Raw genomic sequence first — 14,168 nt, forward strand, 5'->3', positions numbered from 1 at the left:
GGCACCTTCCTGACGCCGGAGGTATGAGGAAGGACCCCTTCCTCATACCTCTACGGGCCGCCAGACGGTCAGCTGGACCGCGACGGTCACCCGGACCGGCTCGGCGAGGGCGGTGACCCGGGCGGCGAGCCCCGCCGGGTCGGTGTGCCAGGCGCTGGGACCCATCCCGACCAGCGTCGCGACCTCCGGGCCCGTCAGCGCCAGCTCCCGCCGGTGCTCGCTGGCCGAGGCGGGGGTGAAGCGCCCGCCCAGGCTCTCGGCGACCCGGTCCGCCTTGGCCGGGTCCACCCGCAGCAGGCCGAGGGCGCTGACCAGTTCGGTGAGGTGGTCGGCGGCCGGCGTGACCACCAGCAGGGAGCCGGCCGGGTCGAGGACCCGGTGGAACTCGGCGCCGTTGCGCGGCGCGAAGACGTTCAGCAGCACGGTGGCGGCGCCGTCGGCCAGGGGCAGCCGCTGCCAGGTGTCGGCGAGCGCCGCCGCCGCGCGCGGGTGCGCCCGGGCGGCCCGGCGCAGCGCCGGTTTCGACACGTCCAGGGCGAGACCCGTGGCGTCCGGCAGCGCCGCCAGCACCGCCGCGAGGTGCCGGCCCGTCCCCGCTCCGGCATCCACCACCAGGGGGTACGCCCCGGCGGCCCGGTCCACGGCCTCGGTCGCGGCGGCGGCGAGGGCGGTCGAGATCAGGTCGTAGTGCCCGGCGGCGAGGAAGTCGGCGCGGGCGGCCACCATCTCGGCGGTGTCCCCGGCATGCGGGGCGCGGCCGGCGAGCAGGTTGACGTAGCCCTGGCGGGCCACGTCGAAGCTGTGCCGGCGTGCGCAGCGCAGCGCGCGGGCTCCGCCGGTGTCGACCTCGGCCAGCGGCTCGGCGCAGACCGGGCAGCGGAGCCGGTCGACGATGCGGGGGTCCACGTCAGGCGTCCAGGTAGGTCAGCACCGCGCGTACGCGGCGATGGTCGTCGTCGCAGTCGCGCAGGTCGAGCTTGGCGAAGATCGAGTTGATGTGCTTGCTGACGGCCTTCTCGGTGACCACCATGCGCTGGGCGATCGCGCCGTTGGAGCGCCCCTCGGCCATCAGCGCCAGCACCTCGTGCTCGCGCGGGGTCAGCCGGCGCAGCGGCGCGGCCCGGGCCGGCCGGGCCAGCAGCTGCGAGACGACCTCCGGATCCATCGCCATCCCCCCGTCGGCGACCCGGTGCACCGCGTCGACGAACTGCGTCACGTCGGCCACCCGGTCCTTGAGCAGGTAGCCGACCGACCCGGCGCCGTCGGAGAGCAGCTCCCGGGCGTAGAGCTGCTCGACGTACTGGGAGAGGACCAGCACCGGCAGGCCGGGGATCCGTTGGCGGGCGGCCAGCGCGGCGCGCAGCCCCTCGTCCGTGTGGGTCGGGGGGAGGCGGACGTCCACCACGGCCACGTCGGGGCGGTGCTCCAGCAGGGCGGCGAGCAGTTCGTCGCCGGTCTCCACGGCGGCGACCACCTCGTCGCCGTACGCGGTGAGCAGCCGGATCAGCCCGTCGCGCAGCAGCGCCAGGTCCTCGGCGATCACGACTCGCACGGCAGCTCCACGTCGACCACCGTAGGCCCACCGGTCGGCGAGTCGATCCGGACCCTTCCGTCGAAGACGGCGAGCCGCCGCCGGATGCCGGCCAGCCCGGTGCCCCGCTCCGGGTCGGCGCCGCCCCTGCCGTCGTCGGAGACGGTCAGCCGCACCGTGCCGGCCGTGCGGCGCAGCCGCACCGCCACCCGGTCGGCCCCGCTGTGCCGGGCGGCGTTGGTGATCAGCTCGGCGGCGGTGAAGTAGAGCGCCGACTCCAGCGGCGGGGCCAGCCGCTCGGGCAGGTCGACGTCCAGGTCGACCGGGAGGGCCGCGCCGAGGGCGAGGGCGGCGACGCCGCCGGCGAGCCCCCGGTCGGCCAGCACCGGCGGGTGGATGCCGCGTACCACGTCGCGCAGCTCGGACAGGGCCGTGCCGGCGGCCGAGCGGGCCTCGGTGACCAGCCCGCGGGCCGCCTCCGGGTCGCGGGCCAGCAGCTCCTCGGCGAGGCCGAGGTTCATCGCCATCGCCACCAGCCGCGCCTGCGCGCCGTCGTGCAGGTCCCGCTCGATCCGGCGCAGCTCGGCCGCCTGCGCGTCGACGGTCTGCGCCCGGGTGTCGGTCAGCTCCTCCACCCGCTCGGTGAGGGCCGCGCGGGCGGTCGGCGCGAGCAGCGCCCGGGTCAGCCGGTCGTCCAGGTGGACCAGCCCCCGGGGCAGCCAGTACGACCCGAGGCCCACCAGCAGCGCGGGCACCACGGCCAGCGCGGCGTTGCGCAGCGAGTCGATCGGCAGGCCGAGGTAGTTGTCGACCGCGCCGGGCGCCACCGCGTGGATCAGCGGCATGGCGAGGCCCTGCGCGGCGCCGAGCCAGAGCCCCACGGCCAGCACCAGGGCGGCCGGGGCGAAGCAGAAGTGCGCGAAGAGGAACGCCAGGTCCCGGTAGGTCGCCGGGTCGCCGGCCGCCGTCCGCAGCCGGGCCGTCAGCGTCCCGCTCATCGGCCGGTACGGGGACCGGACCGGCGGGCCGGGCAGCCGGCGGCGCTGCCGGTCCAGCAGCGCCCGGGTGCCGGCGAGGGTGCGGTCGAGCAGGGGCAGGCCGACGCCGAGCAGGCTGAGCCCGGCGGTGAGCAGCGTGGCCAGCGCGTACCCGATGCCCGCGCAGGCCAGCCCCGCCGCGACGGCCAGCTGGTTCAGCTCGCGCCCTGCCCGCCGCACCCCGCTCATCGGGGCATTGTCCCAGCCGGCACGACGGCCTCCGGGGGCGTGGTGCACGTGGCGGCCGGGGAGTCCACGCCCGCCGGGGTGTCCACGGCGCCCGGCACGAAGCCCGCCGGTGCGGGCTCGGGGCGGATCCGGGCCGGCCAGAAGGCCACCCGGCCGGTGAGCGCGGCCGTCGCCGGCACCAGCAGCCAGGAGAGGCCGAACGTGGCGATCAGTACGCCGACGGCGACGGCGAGCCCGATCTGGGCCATCATCGGCGACGCGACCAGCACCCCGAAGCTGCCGGCCAGGATCACCCCGGCGGCGGCGACGGCCGGGCCGGCGCGGCGTACCGCCTCCTCGGCGGCCTGGCGGGGCGGGCGCCCCGCCCGGAGCTCCTCCCGCAGCCGGGCGATCATCAGGATGTTGTAGTCGGTGCCGATCGCCGTGACGAAGAGGAACACGACCAGCGGCAGCTGGAAGTTGAGCCCGGGTTGGCCGCCGAGGATCTGGAACACCAGCACGCTGGTGCCGAGGGTGGCGGTGAAACCGAGCGCGACGGCGGCGAGCAGGCCGAGCGAGGCGAGCAACCCGCGCAGCATCAGCAGCAGGAGCAGCCCGATCAGCCCGGCGGCCACCGGGAGGACCAGCCGCAGGTCCTCGTCGAGCACCGCGCGGACGTCCGCGAAGGTCGCGGTCTCCCCGCCCACGTACGCGCGGGTGCCGGGCGGCGCCGCGGCGTGCGCGGCGGGTCGCAGCCCGGTCTCCACGGCGTCGATGGCCCGCTGCGAGTACGGCGGCTCGGCGAGCAGCAGCCGCACCCGGGCCACGCCGTCGACGATCTCGACCCCGGCCGGGGCCGCCACGATCGGCACCTCGGCGAGCTGTTCGGCGAACCGTTCGGCGGCGACCGCGTCCAACCCGGCGCCGGTGAGATAGACGTCGGTGGGGGAGAGGGTCCCGGCGGGCAGCCCCGAGCGGAGCCAGTCGAGGGCCCGGGCCGACTCGGACCCGGGCGGCAGCGCGTCGAGTTCGTAGCTCGGCCGGTGGTGCAGCGCGCCGAGGCCGAGGAGCACGAGGGCGGCCAGGGTGGCCAGCACGACCCGGGTGGGCCGGCGGGCGACCAGCCGGCCGGCGCGGGCCGCCGCGCCGGCCGGGGCGGCGTCGCCGTCGTCCGGTGCCGCCAGCTTCGCCGGCCAGTACGCCCGGCGGCCGAGCAGCGAGTAGACGGCGGGGAACAGCGTCAGCGCGGCGGCCACCATGAGCAGGACGGCGACGGCGAGGGCCGGCCCGAGCACTCGGAACGAGGCAAGCCGGGAGAGCACCAGCGCGCCGAACGCCACCGCCACGACCAGCGCGGACACGGTGACCGCGCCGCCGATCCGGCCGACCGCGTGGACCATCGCGGCGCGCCGGTCCTCGCCGGTCCGGAGCCGTTCCCGGTAGCGGAAGAGCAGGAACACCGCGTAGTCGGTGCCGATGCCGAGCAGCACGACCGGGAGCAGGCCCGTGGTGGAGGCGTCCAGGGCGTACCCGAAGACCTTCGCGCCCAGGGCGAGCAGGCCGGTGGCGGCCTGCGCGACCAGCAGCACCAGGAACAGGTTGAGCAGCGCGATAGTCGGGCTGCGGAAGACGACGAGCAGCAGGACCAGGATCACCAGCACCATGGCCCCGTTGACGATCATGTCGAGCAGGAAGCCGTCGGCGGCGCCGGCCGCCTCCCCGGTCCAGCCGGCGACCAGGCCGCTGCCCGCCAACGCGTCGTCGGTGGCGTCCCGCAGCCGCCCGACCGCCTGGATGGTGGTCTCCGCGTGCGGCTCGCCGGTCAGGCGCGCCTCGGCCAGGCGCAGCCGTCCGTCCGGGGCGACCGCGCCGGGGGTCACCCCGGTCACGCCGGCGACCCGCAGCTCCTGCGGCAGCCGGTCGATCCGGGCGCTGTCGTCGGGGGTCAGCGGCGCCCCGTCGGCCCGCCGGACGACCAGCACCGCGCTGGTGCCGGCAGGCTCGGGGAAGATCCGTGCGGCGATGCCGGCGGCCCGCGCGGACTCGTAGCGGGCCGGCAGGAAGTCGGCCTGGCTGTCGGCGGGGCGTGGTCCCGCCGGCCCGTAGACGGCGAAGGTGGCGGCGGTCAGCGCGGCGATGGCGAGCAGCCAGCCGGCGATCACCCGCCCGGGCCGGCGGACCACCGCAGTGGCCAATGTCGTGAACACGTGCAACTCTCCCCGCGTCGGCTTTTCCGTGTGCCGCTGACGCTAGGCAGCCGGACGGGTCACTTCGATGGTGCGCGCACGCCGGTCGGCTGGTGGTGCCCGCACCACCATCGGGTCAGCCCCGCGCACCGTCCGGGCCGGTGAGGTGGTCGACCACGCGGTGGGTCAGCGCGTCGAGCGCGGCGACCTCGTCGGGGGTCAGCAGGTCGATCAGGTGCCGACGGACGGCCGCCACGTGGCCCGGGGCGGCGGCCTCGACCGCGCGCCGGCCCTCGGCGGTGAGTACGACGACAGCGCCCCGGCCGTCGGTCGCGCACTCCTCTCGGGTGACCAGGCCGCGCTGCTGCATCCGGGTCAGGTGGTGGGAGAGCCGGCTGCGGGACCAGAGCATCCGGTCGGCCAGCTCGCTGAGCCGCAGCCGCTGGTCGGGTGTCTCCGAGAGGTCGGACAGGACGTCGTAGTCCGGCTCGGAGAGGCCGGCGTCGCGCATCAGCTCGCGGGCCAGCTCCAGGTCGAGCAGGCGGCGCATCCGCCGGTAGCCCCGCCAGGCGCGCTGCTCCCGCTCGTCGAGCCAGCGTGGTTGCTCCATGCCGGCCATCCTAGCGATCTGGTTGACATGTCATCAACTCGCCTCCTAATGTGAGTGACATGTCAACCAGATTGCCGGGCCGGCTGGCCCGTCTGCTGGGCGGCCTCGTGCTGTTCGGCGTCAGCGTGGCCCTGATGGTCCGCGCCGACCTGGGCCTCGCGTCCTGGGACGTGCTGCACCAGGGGCTCGCCGAGCGGACCGGGCTGCCCCTCGGCCAGGTCGTGAACCTGGTCGCCGTGGCCGTGCTGCTGCTCTGGATCCCGCTGCGGCAGCGACCCGGGTTCGGCACCCTCGCGAACGCGGTCGTGGTCGGGATCGCCGCCGACGCCGCGCTCGCCGTCCTGCCGCCCGTGGCCCCGGCCGCCGGCCGGATCGGCCTGCTGGTCGCCGGCATCCTGCTCAACGGGCTCGCCACGGCCCTCTACCTCGGGGCGCGGCTCGGACCCGGGCCGCGCGACGGCCTGATGACCGGGCTGGCCGCCCGCGGCCTGCCGATCGGGCGGGTGCGTACGGCCATCGAGCTCGGCGTACTCGCGCTGGGCTGGGCGCTCGGCGGCACCGTCGGCCCCGGCACCCTCGTCTTCGCCGTCAGCAGCGGGCCGCTGGCGCAGCACCTCATCCCGAAGTTCACCGTGCCGGCCCCGGGTCGGCCCGCCACCACAGGAGCGACCTCGCCATGCCCTGCCTGACCGTCATCGTCGCCAGCACCCGGCCCGGCCGGGTGGGCCGCCGGATCGGCGACTGGTTCACCGCCGTCGCCACCGCGTCCGACGCCTTCGACGACGTACGCCTCGTCGACCTCGCCGAGGTGGCCCTGCCCTTCCACGACGAGCCGCACCACCCCGCCGAGGGGCGCTACCTGCACCCGCACACCCGCAGGTGGAGCGCCACGGTCGCCGCCGGGGACGCCTTCGTCTTCGTCATGCCGGAGTACAACTACGGCTTCAGCGCGCCGCTGAAGAACGCGATCGACCATCTCTACGCGGAGTGGCAGTACAAGCCGGTCGGCTTCGTCAGCTACGGCATGACCTCCGGCGGCCTGCGCGCCGTCCAGATGATCAAGCAGGTGGTGACCACGCTCAGGATGATGCCGGCCAACGAGGCGGTGACCGTGTTCCTGCGGCAGGCGCTCGACGACGCCGGCGAGCTGGTGCCGGACCCGGCGCGCGACGCCGCCGCCGAGATGATGCTCGACGAGCTGGCCCGGCTGGCCGCCGCCCTCGCCCCGCTGCGGGTGCCGGCGTGAACGCCCGGCTGTGGGAGCTGTTCGGCGAGCGGGGCCGGGGCGTGCTGGTGACCCTCCGGCGCGACGGGCGACCCCAGCTGTCCAACCTCGACTTCCTCGCCGAGCCCGGCCTGATCCGCTGCTCCACCACCGCCGACCGGGCCAAGGTGCGCAACCTGCGCCGCGATCCCCGGGCGAGCCTGCACGTCAGCACCGCCGACGGCGGGGCGTACGCGGTCGCGGAGGGGACGGTCACGCTGACCCCGCCGGCGGCGGCGACCGACGACGCGTGCGTCGAGGAGCTGGTCGAGGTCTACCGGCGGATCCGCGGCGAGCACCCCGACTGGGCCGACTACCGGGCGGCGATGGTCGCGGACCGCCGGCTGGTGCTCCGGCTCGCCGTCGACCGGGTGTACGGCTGGCGTCCCTGACGGGCCCCGCCGTCCCGGACCGGTCGCGTGGGTCGGGCCCGGCGGGGCCGACTAGGGTCTGTGCATGGTCGCGACTATCCGTTACGAGGACATCGTCAAGGTCCCGAAAGCGCTGCTGCACGATCACCTCGACGGCGGCCTGCGGCCGGCGACGATCGTCGAGCTGGCCGCCGAGGTGGGCCACCAGCTGCCCACCACCGACCCCGAGGCGCTCGGCCGGTGGTTCGTCGAGGCGGCCGACTCCGGCTCCCTGGAGCGCTACCTGGAGACGTTCGCGCACACCGTCGCCGTCATGCAGACCGCGTCGTCACTGCGGCGGGTGGCCCGGGAGTGCGCCCAGGACCTGGCCGCCGACGGGGTGGTCTACGCCGAGGTGCGGTTCGCCCCCGAGCAGCACCTGGAGCGCGACCTGACCCTGGACGACGTGGTCGAGGCGGTGCTGGCCGGCTTCGCCGAGGGCAGCGCGCTCGCCGCCGAGGCGGGCCGGCAGATCCGGGTCGGCACCCTGCTCACCGCGATGCGGCACGCCGCACGGTCGCAGGAGATCGCCGAGCTGGCCGTACGGCACCGGGACGCCGGGGTGGTCGGCTTCGACATCGCCGGCGCCGAGGCGGGCTTCCCGCCCACCCGGCACCTGGACGCCTTCGAGTACCTCCAGCGGGAGAACTTCCACTTCACCATCCACGCGGGCGAGGCGTTCGGCCTGCCGTCGATCTGGCAGGCGATCCAGTGGTGCGGGGCGGACCGGCTCGGCCACGGGGTGCGGATCGTGGACGACATCACACCCGGGCCGGAGCCGGTGCTCGGCCGGCTGGCCGCGTACGTGCGGGACAAGCGGATCCCGCTGGAGCTCTGCCCGTCCTCGAACGTGCAGACCGGCGCCGCGCCCTCGATCGCCGAGCACCCGATCGGGCTGCTGCGGGACCTGCGGTTCCGGGTGACGGTGAACACCGACAACCGGCTGATGAGCGGCACGTCGATGTCGCGGGAGATGGCCCTGCTGGTGGACGCCTTCGGCTACGGCTGGAAGGAACTCCAGTGGTTCACCATCAACGCCATGAAGAGCGCCTTCATCCCGTTCGACGAGCGGCTGAAGATCATCGACGAAGTGATCAAGCCCGCGTACGGCAAGCTGCTGGGCTGACCTCGACGCCGCCGCGCGGCGGGTTCAGGAGCGGTGCGGGTGGCCGGCGAGCATGCCGGCCACCGCACGCAGCACCTCACCCGCCCGGGCGGCCTCGGCGCCCAGCCCGGTCTGCCGCCGCAGCACCGCCGGCTCGGAGCGCAGCAGCGCCAGGCCGCGGCGCACGAGCACCCGGGGCGCCTTGCGCTGTTCGGCGAGGTCGCGGGCCAGCCGGCGGACGAAGGTCGCGCCCCGGGGCCGCCGCAGCGCGTACGCCCCGGCGAGGACCCCGCGCCGACGGCACTCCTCGACGATCTCGGCCGCGAAGATCCCCTCAGCCACGAAAAGTGGCGAATCGGCGACCTCGAATGGCCGGGTGGCCACCCGGCGGTCCGCACCGATCGCATAGACCGGCACATCGGCCCTGCCTTCCCTGGCCAGTCGGACAATCGTCTCCACGGCTGCCGCGGCGTCCCAGGAGTGGGGAGACTCCCAATCCACCAGGCCGTTTTGTCGTGGCAACGTAGGGTCGTCACCGTCCTTGTAGAAGTCGTCCAGGCAGAGCACCGGGAGACCGGTTCGCTGCGCTATATACGACTTTCCGGACCCAGAAGGGCCCGCGAGCAGGACAACGCGATGGGGGTGCTTCATTACGTTCAGTAACTCCGGCCAGACGGATTGCTATCAAATGGCATCAACATCTCATCACACCTCCGGCTGCGGCCAGCCTGGGCTTTCTCTTTCAGGGGTGGCGTGATGGAATCTCGGATGGTCCGACCTACGAGGTCGGCCGCTGGGCGTTGTCCAGGGGCAACGCAGTTCCAGAAATCGCGAGGGCGGTGACGTGAGCAAACGGCCGAAGGCGGCGGGCTCCTTCCTGTCGCGTCTGCGCCGGCCGACCGGTCGGCTCCGCGACATGCCGATCTGGTCCAAGCTCGGTCTCATCATGATCGTGCCGACCATCGCCACGGTGGTCGTCGGGACCAGCGGTCTCATCGACCACCTGGAGACCCTCAACAACGCCAACCGGGCCGGCGACCTGACCAACCTCGTCGGCTACTCGGGTGAGCTGGTCGACACCCTGCAGAACGAGCGGACCAACGCGCTGCGTCTGCTGGGCGTGCCCCGCGGCCAGGACAACGCCCGCTACAAGCAGGCGTACGAGCAGGCCAACGCCAGCGTCGACAAGGCGAAAGGGCCGTACTCGCAGCAGCGGGCCGAGGTCGAGGACCTCCCGGGGAACCTCGACACCCTGCTCCGCGAGATCGACCAGACGCTGACCGACCTTCCCGGCACCCGCAGCCAGGTCTTCAACGGCAAGCTCGGGCTCGTCCCGGCCATGCAGGCGTACGACGGCCTGATCGACGACCTGATCAGCATCCGCGACTCCGCCACCCAGCTCGCCGGAGACAACGAGCTCAGCGACAGGATGCGCGCCGCCACCGCCACCGCCCGTAACAAGGAGTTCCTCTCCCGCCGGCGTGACGTGGTGCACCGGGCGTTCATCCAGCAGCGGCTCACCCCGAACCTGCGCAACGAGTACATCGCCACCAGCACCGGCTCCAGCCAGTGGCTGCAGAGCTTCCAGGTGGTGGCCAGCCAGCCGGACCAGGAGTACTACGCCCAGGTGGTCGCCGGCCCCGACCTGCGGGAGGCGAACACCTACAACAGCTGGCTCAACGGCATCACCACCGCGGACACCCTCGCCGGCGCCCCGTTCGACGCCGACCAGTGGGACGCGGCCATGGTGGCCAACGCCAAGCTGATCCGTACGGTCGAGGCCAAGATCGACCGCGACGTCGTCGGCCTCGCCGAGGAACTGCGCTCGGACGTGCAGCGCCAGGTGTTCCTGGAGACCGGCCTGCTGCTCAGCATGCTGCTGCTGGCGATCCTCTTCGCCTACCTGGTCGCCCGCTCGATGGCGCGGTCCCTGCGCGACCTGCGCCAGGGCGCCCTCTCCATCGCCCAGTACGGGCTGCCCCAGGCCGTGGCGCGGCTGCGCGACCCCAAGGTGACCGGTCAGCTCTCCCCGGTGCAGCTCGCCAACCAGATCGCCGAGCCGCTGCCGGTGCGCAGCAAGGACGAGTTCGGCCAGGTGACCGAGGCGTTCAACGCGGTTCACCTGGAGGCCGTCCGTACCGCCGCCGAGCAGGCCGCGCTGCGCGCGTCCGTCGCGACGATGTTCGTCAACCTGGCCCGTCGGTCGCAGATCCTGGTCGACCGCCTGATCGGTCACCTCGACCGGTTGGAGCGCGGCGAGGAGGACCCGGACCGGCTGGCCGAGCTGTTCCAGCTCGACCACCTGGCGACCCGGATGCGCCGCAACGACGAGAACCTCCTGGTGCTGGCCGGCGCCGACTCCACCCGCGTGCAGCGGGAGCCGGCCGCGCTGATCGACGTGCTCCGGGCGGCCCAGTCCGAGGTCGAGCACTACACCCGGATCGAGTTCGGGGTGATCGACCGGGACATCGAGGTCGCCGCGCACGCCGTCAACGACCTGGTCCACCTGGTGGCCGAGCTGTTCGACAACGCCACCGCCTTCTCGCCGCCGGACTCGCACGTCATGGTGGAGGCCCGGCGCGTCGGCGACCGCGCGTCGCTCTACGTGGAGGACCGGGGCATCGGGATCAGCCCCGACCAGCTCCACGACCTCAACGAGCGGCTCGCGACGCCGCCGCAGGTGGACGTGGCCGTCTCGCGGATGATGGGCCTGGTCGTGGTCGCCCGGCTGGCGTCCCGCCACGGCGTCAAGGTCGAGCTGCGTCCGGGCACCGACCGGGGGACCGTCGCCGAGGTGGTCATGCCGACCTCGGTGCTCGTGCCCCGGGCGCTCTCCGGCCGCCCGCAGTCGTCGCCCGCGTTGCCCCCGCCCGGCCCGCAGTCGTCCGGCCCGGCCCCGGCCTTCGGCGCGCTGCCGGCGCTCGGCAACGGCCCGGCCAACCCGGTGCCGGCGCAGCGCTCCAGCGAGTCCGGCAACCAGGTCACGCTGGGCGGCCGGCCGTTCGACCCGGCGTCGCGCAACGGCGCCGGCACGCCGGCCTCGGCCGCTGCGGCCCGGTCCATGCCGGCCTGGTCCGACCTGACCGGCGCCAGCGGGTTCAGCGGCGGCGAGGCATTCCAGCCGCGCACGTCGAACAGCCAGTCGGTCGACCCGCTGCCGCAGCGGCGGTCGGCCGACGACGAGGACGCCACGGGTCAGCAGCAGGCCGTTCCGCGCCAGCTGCCCAGCAGCCCCGAGCGGCCGTACTCGGCCCCGCCGGCGCCCTACGCGGGCCCGCCCGTGTCGACCCCGCCGGTGCCCTACTCCGCGCCGCCGGTGTCCGGCTCGCCGGTGTCGGGCATGCCGGTCTCGGCGTCGCCCGTCTCCGGCCACCCGTACTCGGGTCCGCCGTACTCCGGCTCGCCGGTGTCGGCCGCGCCGTACTCGGGTCCGCCGGTCTCGGCGCCGCCGACCGGCCCGCTGCCCCAGCGGCAGGCTCCCGGGGTGCCGGGTCCGAGCACGCCGGCGCCGCCGGCCTGGCCGCCGGTCCCCGGTGCGGACCGGGACGCGGCGACCCCGCCGGTGCCCGAGCGGCTGGCCGCCGCGCTGGACATGACGACCGAACTGCCGCGGGTGCCGCGCCCCACCGCACCGACCCCGGCAGCCCAGGCCCCCGCCCCGGCCGCCCCGCAGACGCGGCCCACCACGCCGCCGGCCCAGACCCGGCAGCGGTACGCGGACGAGACGATGGAGCTGCCGATCTTCCGGGAGCTCGAGTCGGCCTGGTTCCGTACCCGCCGCCCGGGGCCGGAGGAGGCGGCGGCCGCCGCCGCGAATACGCCGACCGACGGCGGACCGACCCAGCAGTTCGCCCGGGTCGACGCCAGTGGTCGGGCCGTGCAGCCGACACCACCCGGGACGACAGGTAACGCACCGATGGCAGACACTCCGGCGGCCGGAGGAGCGCCGCGCGAGAACGGACCGACGGCCGGCGGGGGTACCCGACCCGGCCTCGCCGACAGCTTCGGTCACCGACGGTCGGCGCAGCAGCAGGCGGGTGGCGGCTGGCAGACGGCGGCCGACGACGGCTGGCGCGCCGCCTCCGCGGCGACCGAGGTGCCCGTCGCGGCGACCACCTCGACGGGCCTGCCCAAGCGCACTCCGATGGCGCAACTCGTGCCCGGCGCGGTGGAGAAGCCCACCACCTCCGTGCAGCGGCGTACGCCGGAGGGTGTGCGCGGCCTCCTCTCGGCCTACCATCGGGGCGTGCAGCGGGGGCGTACGAACCCGTCGGACAGCAACCCGACCAACCCGGAGGGGACTCCGGGAGGGCAGCAATCCTCGCAGTCTGGCTCAGGCCCGGTGGCCGGGAGCGGGCAGAAGGAGCAAGAACGATGACAACTACGCAGGATCTCGGTTGGCTGCTGGCCAACTTCGCCGACCGGGTACCCGGTGTCGCGCACGCGGTCGCCGTCTCCGCGGACGGACTGCTCCTCGCGTCGTCACGGGACCTCCCGCGTGACCGGGCCGACCAGTTGGCCGCGATCGCGTCCGGGCTGGTCAGCCTCACCCAGGGTGCGGCCCGCTGCTTCGAGGGAGGCGCGGTGCTGCAGACAGTGGTGGAGATGGACAATGGCTTCCTGTTCCTGATGTCCATCTCGGACGGGTCGTCGTTCGCGGTGCTCGCCGCCCGCAGCAGCGACGTGGGACAGGTCGGCTACGAGATGGCCCTGCTGGTCGACCGGGTGGGCGACGCGTTGACCCCGCAGCCACGCGCGGCTGCGGGAATGCTGGGCTGACGACCCGTTGACCCGTGAGGTCGGCGGGGTGACATTGACAACGACGACGGGCTCCATCCGGAGCCGGTGCCGGGTACGAGGGAGGTGAGCGGCGACATGCTCGATCGTGACGAACCGACCGGAGCGTTGGTCCGTCCATACGCCGTGACCCGTGGTCGTACCCGCCCTCGTCTCGACATCGCTCTGGAGGCGCTCGTCGAGACGACGGTGCGCGGCCGCGCCGCTGCCAACGGCAACGGCGGTCAGGGTCGCGAGCACCAGTACATCGCCGCGCTGTGTGACGGACGTGTGCAGTCGCTCGCCGAGATCGCGGCGCGGATGCAGCTCCCGCTCGGTGTGGCCCGGGTGCTCATCGCCGACATGGCGACGGACGGCCTGGTCGCGGTCCACGAGCCGACCATCCTGGACGACTCGGACGACGCGGTGGGCACTGAACTGCTGGAGAGGGTGCTGAGTGGACTTCGCAGGCTCTGACATGTCGCACCGCCCGCCGACCCCGAGTGGGCGCGTGACGTCGGCGAAGATCGTTATCGCCGGGGGATTCGGCGTCGGCAAGACGACGCTGGTCGGCTCGGTCTCGGAGATCACGCCGCTGACCACCGAGGCCATCATGACCTCCGCCGGCGTGGGCGTCGACGACACCCGGCAGGTGCCGGGCAAGACGACGACCACGGTGGCGATGGACTTCGGCCGCATCTCGATCGACCGTGACCTGATCCTGTACCTGTTCGGTACGCCCGGGCAGACGCGGTTCTGGTTCATGTGGGACGAGTTGGTCCGTGGCGCGATCGGCGCGGTCGTGCTGGTGGACACCCGCCGGCTGGCCGACTGCTTCGCGGCGATCGACTTCTTCGAGCACCGGCGGCTGCCGTACCTGGTGGCCATCAACTGCTTCGACGGGATGCAGTACCACGACCCGCAGGACGTCCGGGACGCGCTCGCGATCTCCGGCGACGTGCCGGTGGTGGCCTGCGACGCCCGTAACCGGGAGTCGACGAAGCACGTGCTGATCTCGCTGGTCGAGTACGTGCTGACCATGCGGCGCTCGCGCGCCGTGGCGCCGGCCTGAGCGACGCGA

Annotated in this window: 14 protein-coding genes; 8 read left to right on the top strand and 6 right to left on the bottom strand. The window is 74.2% G+C overall.

Going from position 1 to position 14,168, the window contains the following annotated elements; translation table 11 throughout:
• Positions 1–42: 42 nt before the first annotated feature.
• The 5 genes from ACGFIR_RS05090 to ACGFIR_RS05110 all read right to left on the bottom strand — a co-directional run bounded on the left by ACGFIR_RS05090 (position 43) and on the right by ACGFIR_RS05110 (position 5,532).
• Positions 43–906, bottom strand: a complete 864-nt coding sequence (locus ACGFIR_RS05090) for a putative RNA methyltransferase (RefSeq protein WP_393143287.1) — start codon at positions 904–906, stop codon at positions 43–45.
• 1 nt (position 907) lies between these two features.
• The gene (locus tag ACGFIR_RS05095) at positions 908–1,552 is read right to left on the bottom strand and encodes a response regulator (RefSeq protein WP_393000234.1); all 645 of its coding nucleotides are present in this window, start codon (positions 1,550–1,552) and stop codon (positions 908–910) included.
• Positions 1,540–2,757: a sensor histidine kinase gene (locus tag ACGFIR_RS05100; RefSeq protein WP_393143289.1), complete on the bottom strand. Its 1,218-nt coding sequence runs from the start codon at positions 2,755–2,757 to the stop codon at positions 1,540–1,542. Before ACGFIR_RS05100 ends, ACGFIR_RS05095 begins: the two co-directional genes overlap by 13 nt.
• Positions 2,754–4,943 carry an MMPL family transporter gene (locus ACGFIR_RS05105; RefSeq protein ID WP_393143291.1) on the bottom strand — a complete coding sequence of 730 codons (2,190 nt, stop codon included), beginning with the start codon at positions 4,941–4,943 and terminating at the stop codon, positions 2,754–2,756. Before ACGFIR_RS05105 ends, ACGFIR_RS05100 begins: the two co-directional genes overlap by 4 nt.
• A 115-nt stretch (positions 4,944–5,058) precedes the next feature.
• Positions 5,059–5,532: a MarR family winged helix-turn-helix transcriptional regulator gene (locus ACGFIR_RS05110; RefSeq protein WP_393000228.1), complete on the bottom strand. Its 474-nt coding sequence runs from the start codon at positions 5,530–5,532 to the stop codon at positions 5,059–5,061.
• Positions 5,533–5,591: 59 nt separating this feature from the next.
• Here ACGFIR_RS05110 and ACGFIR_RS05115 point away from each other — a divergent pair, with 59 nt between their 5' ends.
• The 4 genes from ACGFIR_RS05115 (at position 5,592) to ACGFIR_RS05130 (ending at position 8,332) form a co-directional block, all read left to right on the top strand.
• A complete protein-coding gene (locus ACGFIR_RS05115; RefSeq protein WP_393143293.1) occupies positions 5,592–6,221 on the top strand; it encodes a YitT family protein in 630 nt (209 codons plus the stop codon).
• A complete protein-coding gene (locus ACGFIR_RS05120) occupies positions 6,209–6,778 on the top strand; it encodes an NADPH-dependent FMN reductase (RefSeq protein ID WP_393143295.1) in 570 nt (189 codons plus the stop codon). Before ACGFIR_RS05115 ends, ACGFIR_RS05120 begins: the two co-directional genes overlap by 13 nt.
• Positions 6,775–7,188 (top strand): PPOX class F420-dependent oxidoreductase, encoded by a 414-nt coding sequence (locus ACGFIR_RS05125; RefSeq protein ID WP_393000222.1) that lies wholly within the window; start codon positions 6,775–6,777, stop codon positions 7,186–7,188. Before ACGFIR_RS05120 ends, ACGFIR_RS05125 begins: the two co-directional genes overlap by 4 nt.
• A gap of 64 nt (positions 7,189–7,252) precedes the next feature.
• Entirely contained in the window at positions 7,253–8,332 is a 1,080-nt protein-coding gene (locus ACGFIR_RS05130; protein ID WP_393143297.1) for an adenosine deaminase, read from the top strand.
• A 24-nt stretch (positions 8,333–8,356) separates the two neighbouring features.
• Here the strand turns inward: ACGFIR_RS05130 and ACGFIR_RS05135 are convergent, their stop codons facing one another.
• A complete protein-coding gene (locus ACGFIR_RS05135) occupies positions 8,357–8,653 on the bottom strand; it encodes a hypothetical protein (RefSeq protein WP_393000218.1) in 297 nt (98 codons plus the stop codon).
• Positions 8,654–9,155: 502 nt separating this feature from the next.
• On the opposite strand from ACGFIR_RS05135, the gene ACGFIR_RS05140 reads away from it, so the two are divergent.
• The 4 genes from ACGFIR_RS05140 (at position 9,156) to ACGFIR_RS05155 (ending at position 14,159) form a co-directional block, all read left to right on the top strand.
• Positions 9,156–12,689 (top strand): nitrate- and nitrite sensing domain-containing protein, encoded by a 3,534-nt coding sequence (locus ACGFIR_RS05140; RefSeq protein WP_393000216.1) that lies wholly within the window; start codon positions 9,156–9,158, stop codon positions 12,687–12,689.
• Positions 12,686–13,090 carry a roadblock/LC7 domain-containing protein gene (locus ACGFIR_RS05145; RefSeq protein WP_007455462.1) on the top strand — a complete coding sequence of 135 codons (405 nt, stop codon included), beginning with the start codon at positions 12,686–12,688 and terminating at the stop codon, positions 13,088–13,090. The genes ACGFIR_RS05140 and ACGFIR_RS05145 overlap by 4 nt, the downstream gene beginning before the upstream one ends.
• Positions 13,091–13,186: 96 nt before the next feature.
• Positions 13,187–13,564, top strand: coding sequence for a DUF742 domain-containing protein (locus ACGFIR_RS05150; RefSeq protein WP_393001361.1), 378 nt, complete (start codon positions 13,187–13,189; stop codon positions 13,562–13,564).
• A 1-nt stretch (position 13,565) separates the two neighbouring features.
• A complete protein-coding gene (locus ACGFIR_RS05155) occupies positions 13,566–14,159 on the top strand; it encodes an ATP/GTP-binding protein (RefSeq protein WP_089002065.1) in 594 nt (197 codons plus the stop codon).
• The last annotated feature ends 9 nt before the right edge of the window (positions 14,160–14,168 follow it).

The organism is Micromonospora sp. NPDC049051 (assembly GCF_043197575.1).
In the GTDB taxonomy this organism is placed as follows: Bacteria; Actinomycetota; Actinomycetes; order Mycobacteriales; family Micromonosporaceae; genus Micromonospora.

Bases quoted from the DNA above. Each gene is read 5' to 3' on its own strand.
- ACGFIR_RS05100 (WP_393143289.1), bottom strand. From the start codon at position 2,757: ATGAGCGGGGTGCGGCGGGCAGGGCGCGAGCTGAACCAGCTGGCCGTC.
- ACGFIR_RS05110 (WP_393000228.1), bottom strand. From the start codon at position 5,532: ATGGAGCAACCACGCTGGCTCGACGAGCGGGAGCAGCGCGCCTGGCGG.
- ACGFIR_RS05115 (WP_393143293.1), top strand. From the start codon at position 5,592: ATGTCAACCAGATTGCCGGGCCGGCTGGCCCGTCTGCTGGGCGGCCTC.
- ACGFIR_RS05120 (WP_393143295.1), top strand. From the start codon at position 6,209: ATGCCCTGCCTGACCGTCATCGTCGCCAGCACCCGGCCCGGCCGGGTG.
- ACGFIR_RS05130 (WP_393143297.1), top strand. From the start codon at position 7,253: ATGGTCGCGACTATCCGTTACGAGGACATCGTCAAGGTCCCGAAAGCG.
- ACGFIR_RS05145 (WP_007455462.1), top strand. From the start codon at position 12,686: ATGACAACTACGCAGGATCTCGGTTGGCTGCTGGCCAACTTCGCCGAC.
- ACGFIR_RS05150 (WP_393001361.1), top strand. From the start codon at position 13,187: ATGCTCGATCGTGACGAACCGACCGGAGCGTTGGTCCGTCCATACGCC.
- ACGFIR_RS05155 (WP_089002065.1), top strand. From the start codon at position 13,566: ATGTCGCACCGCCCGCCGACCCCGAGTGGGCGCGTGACGTCGGCGAAG.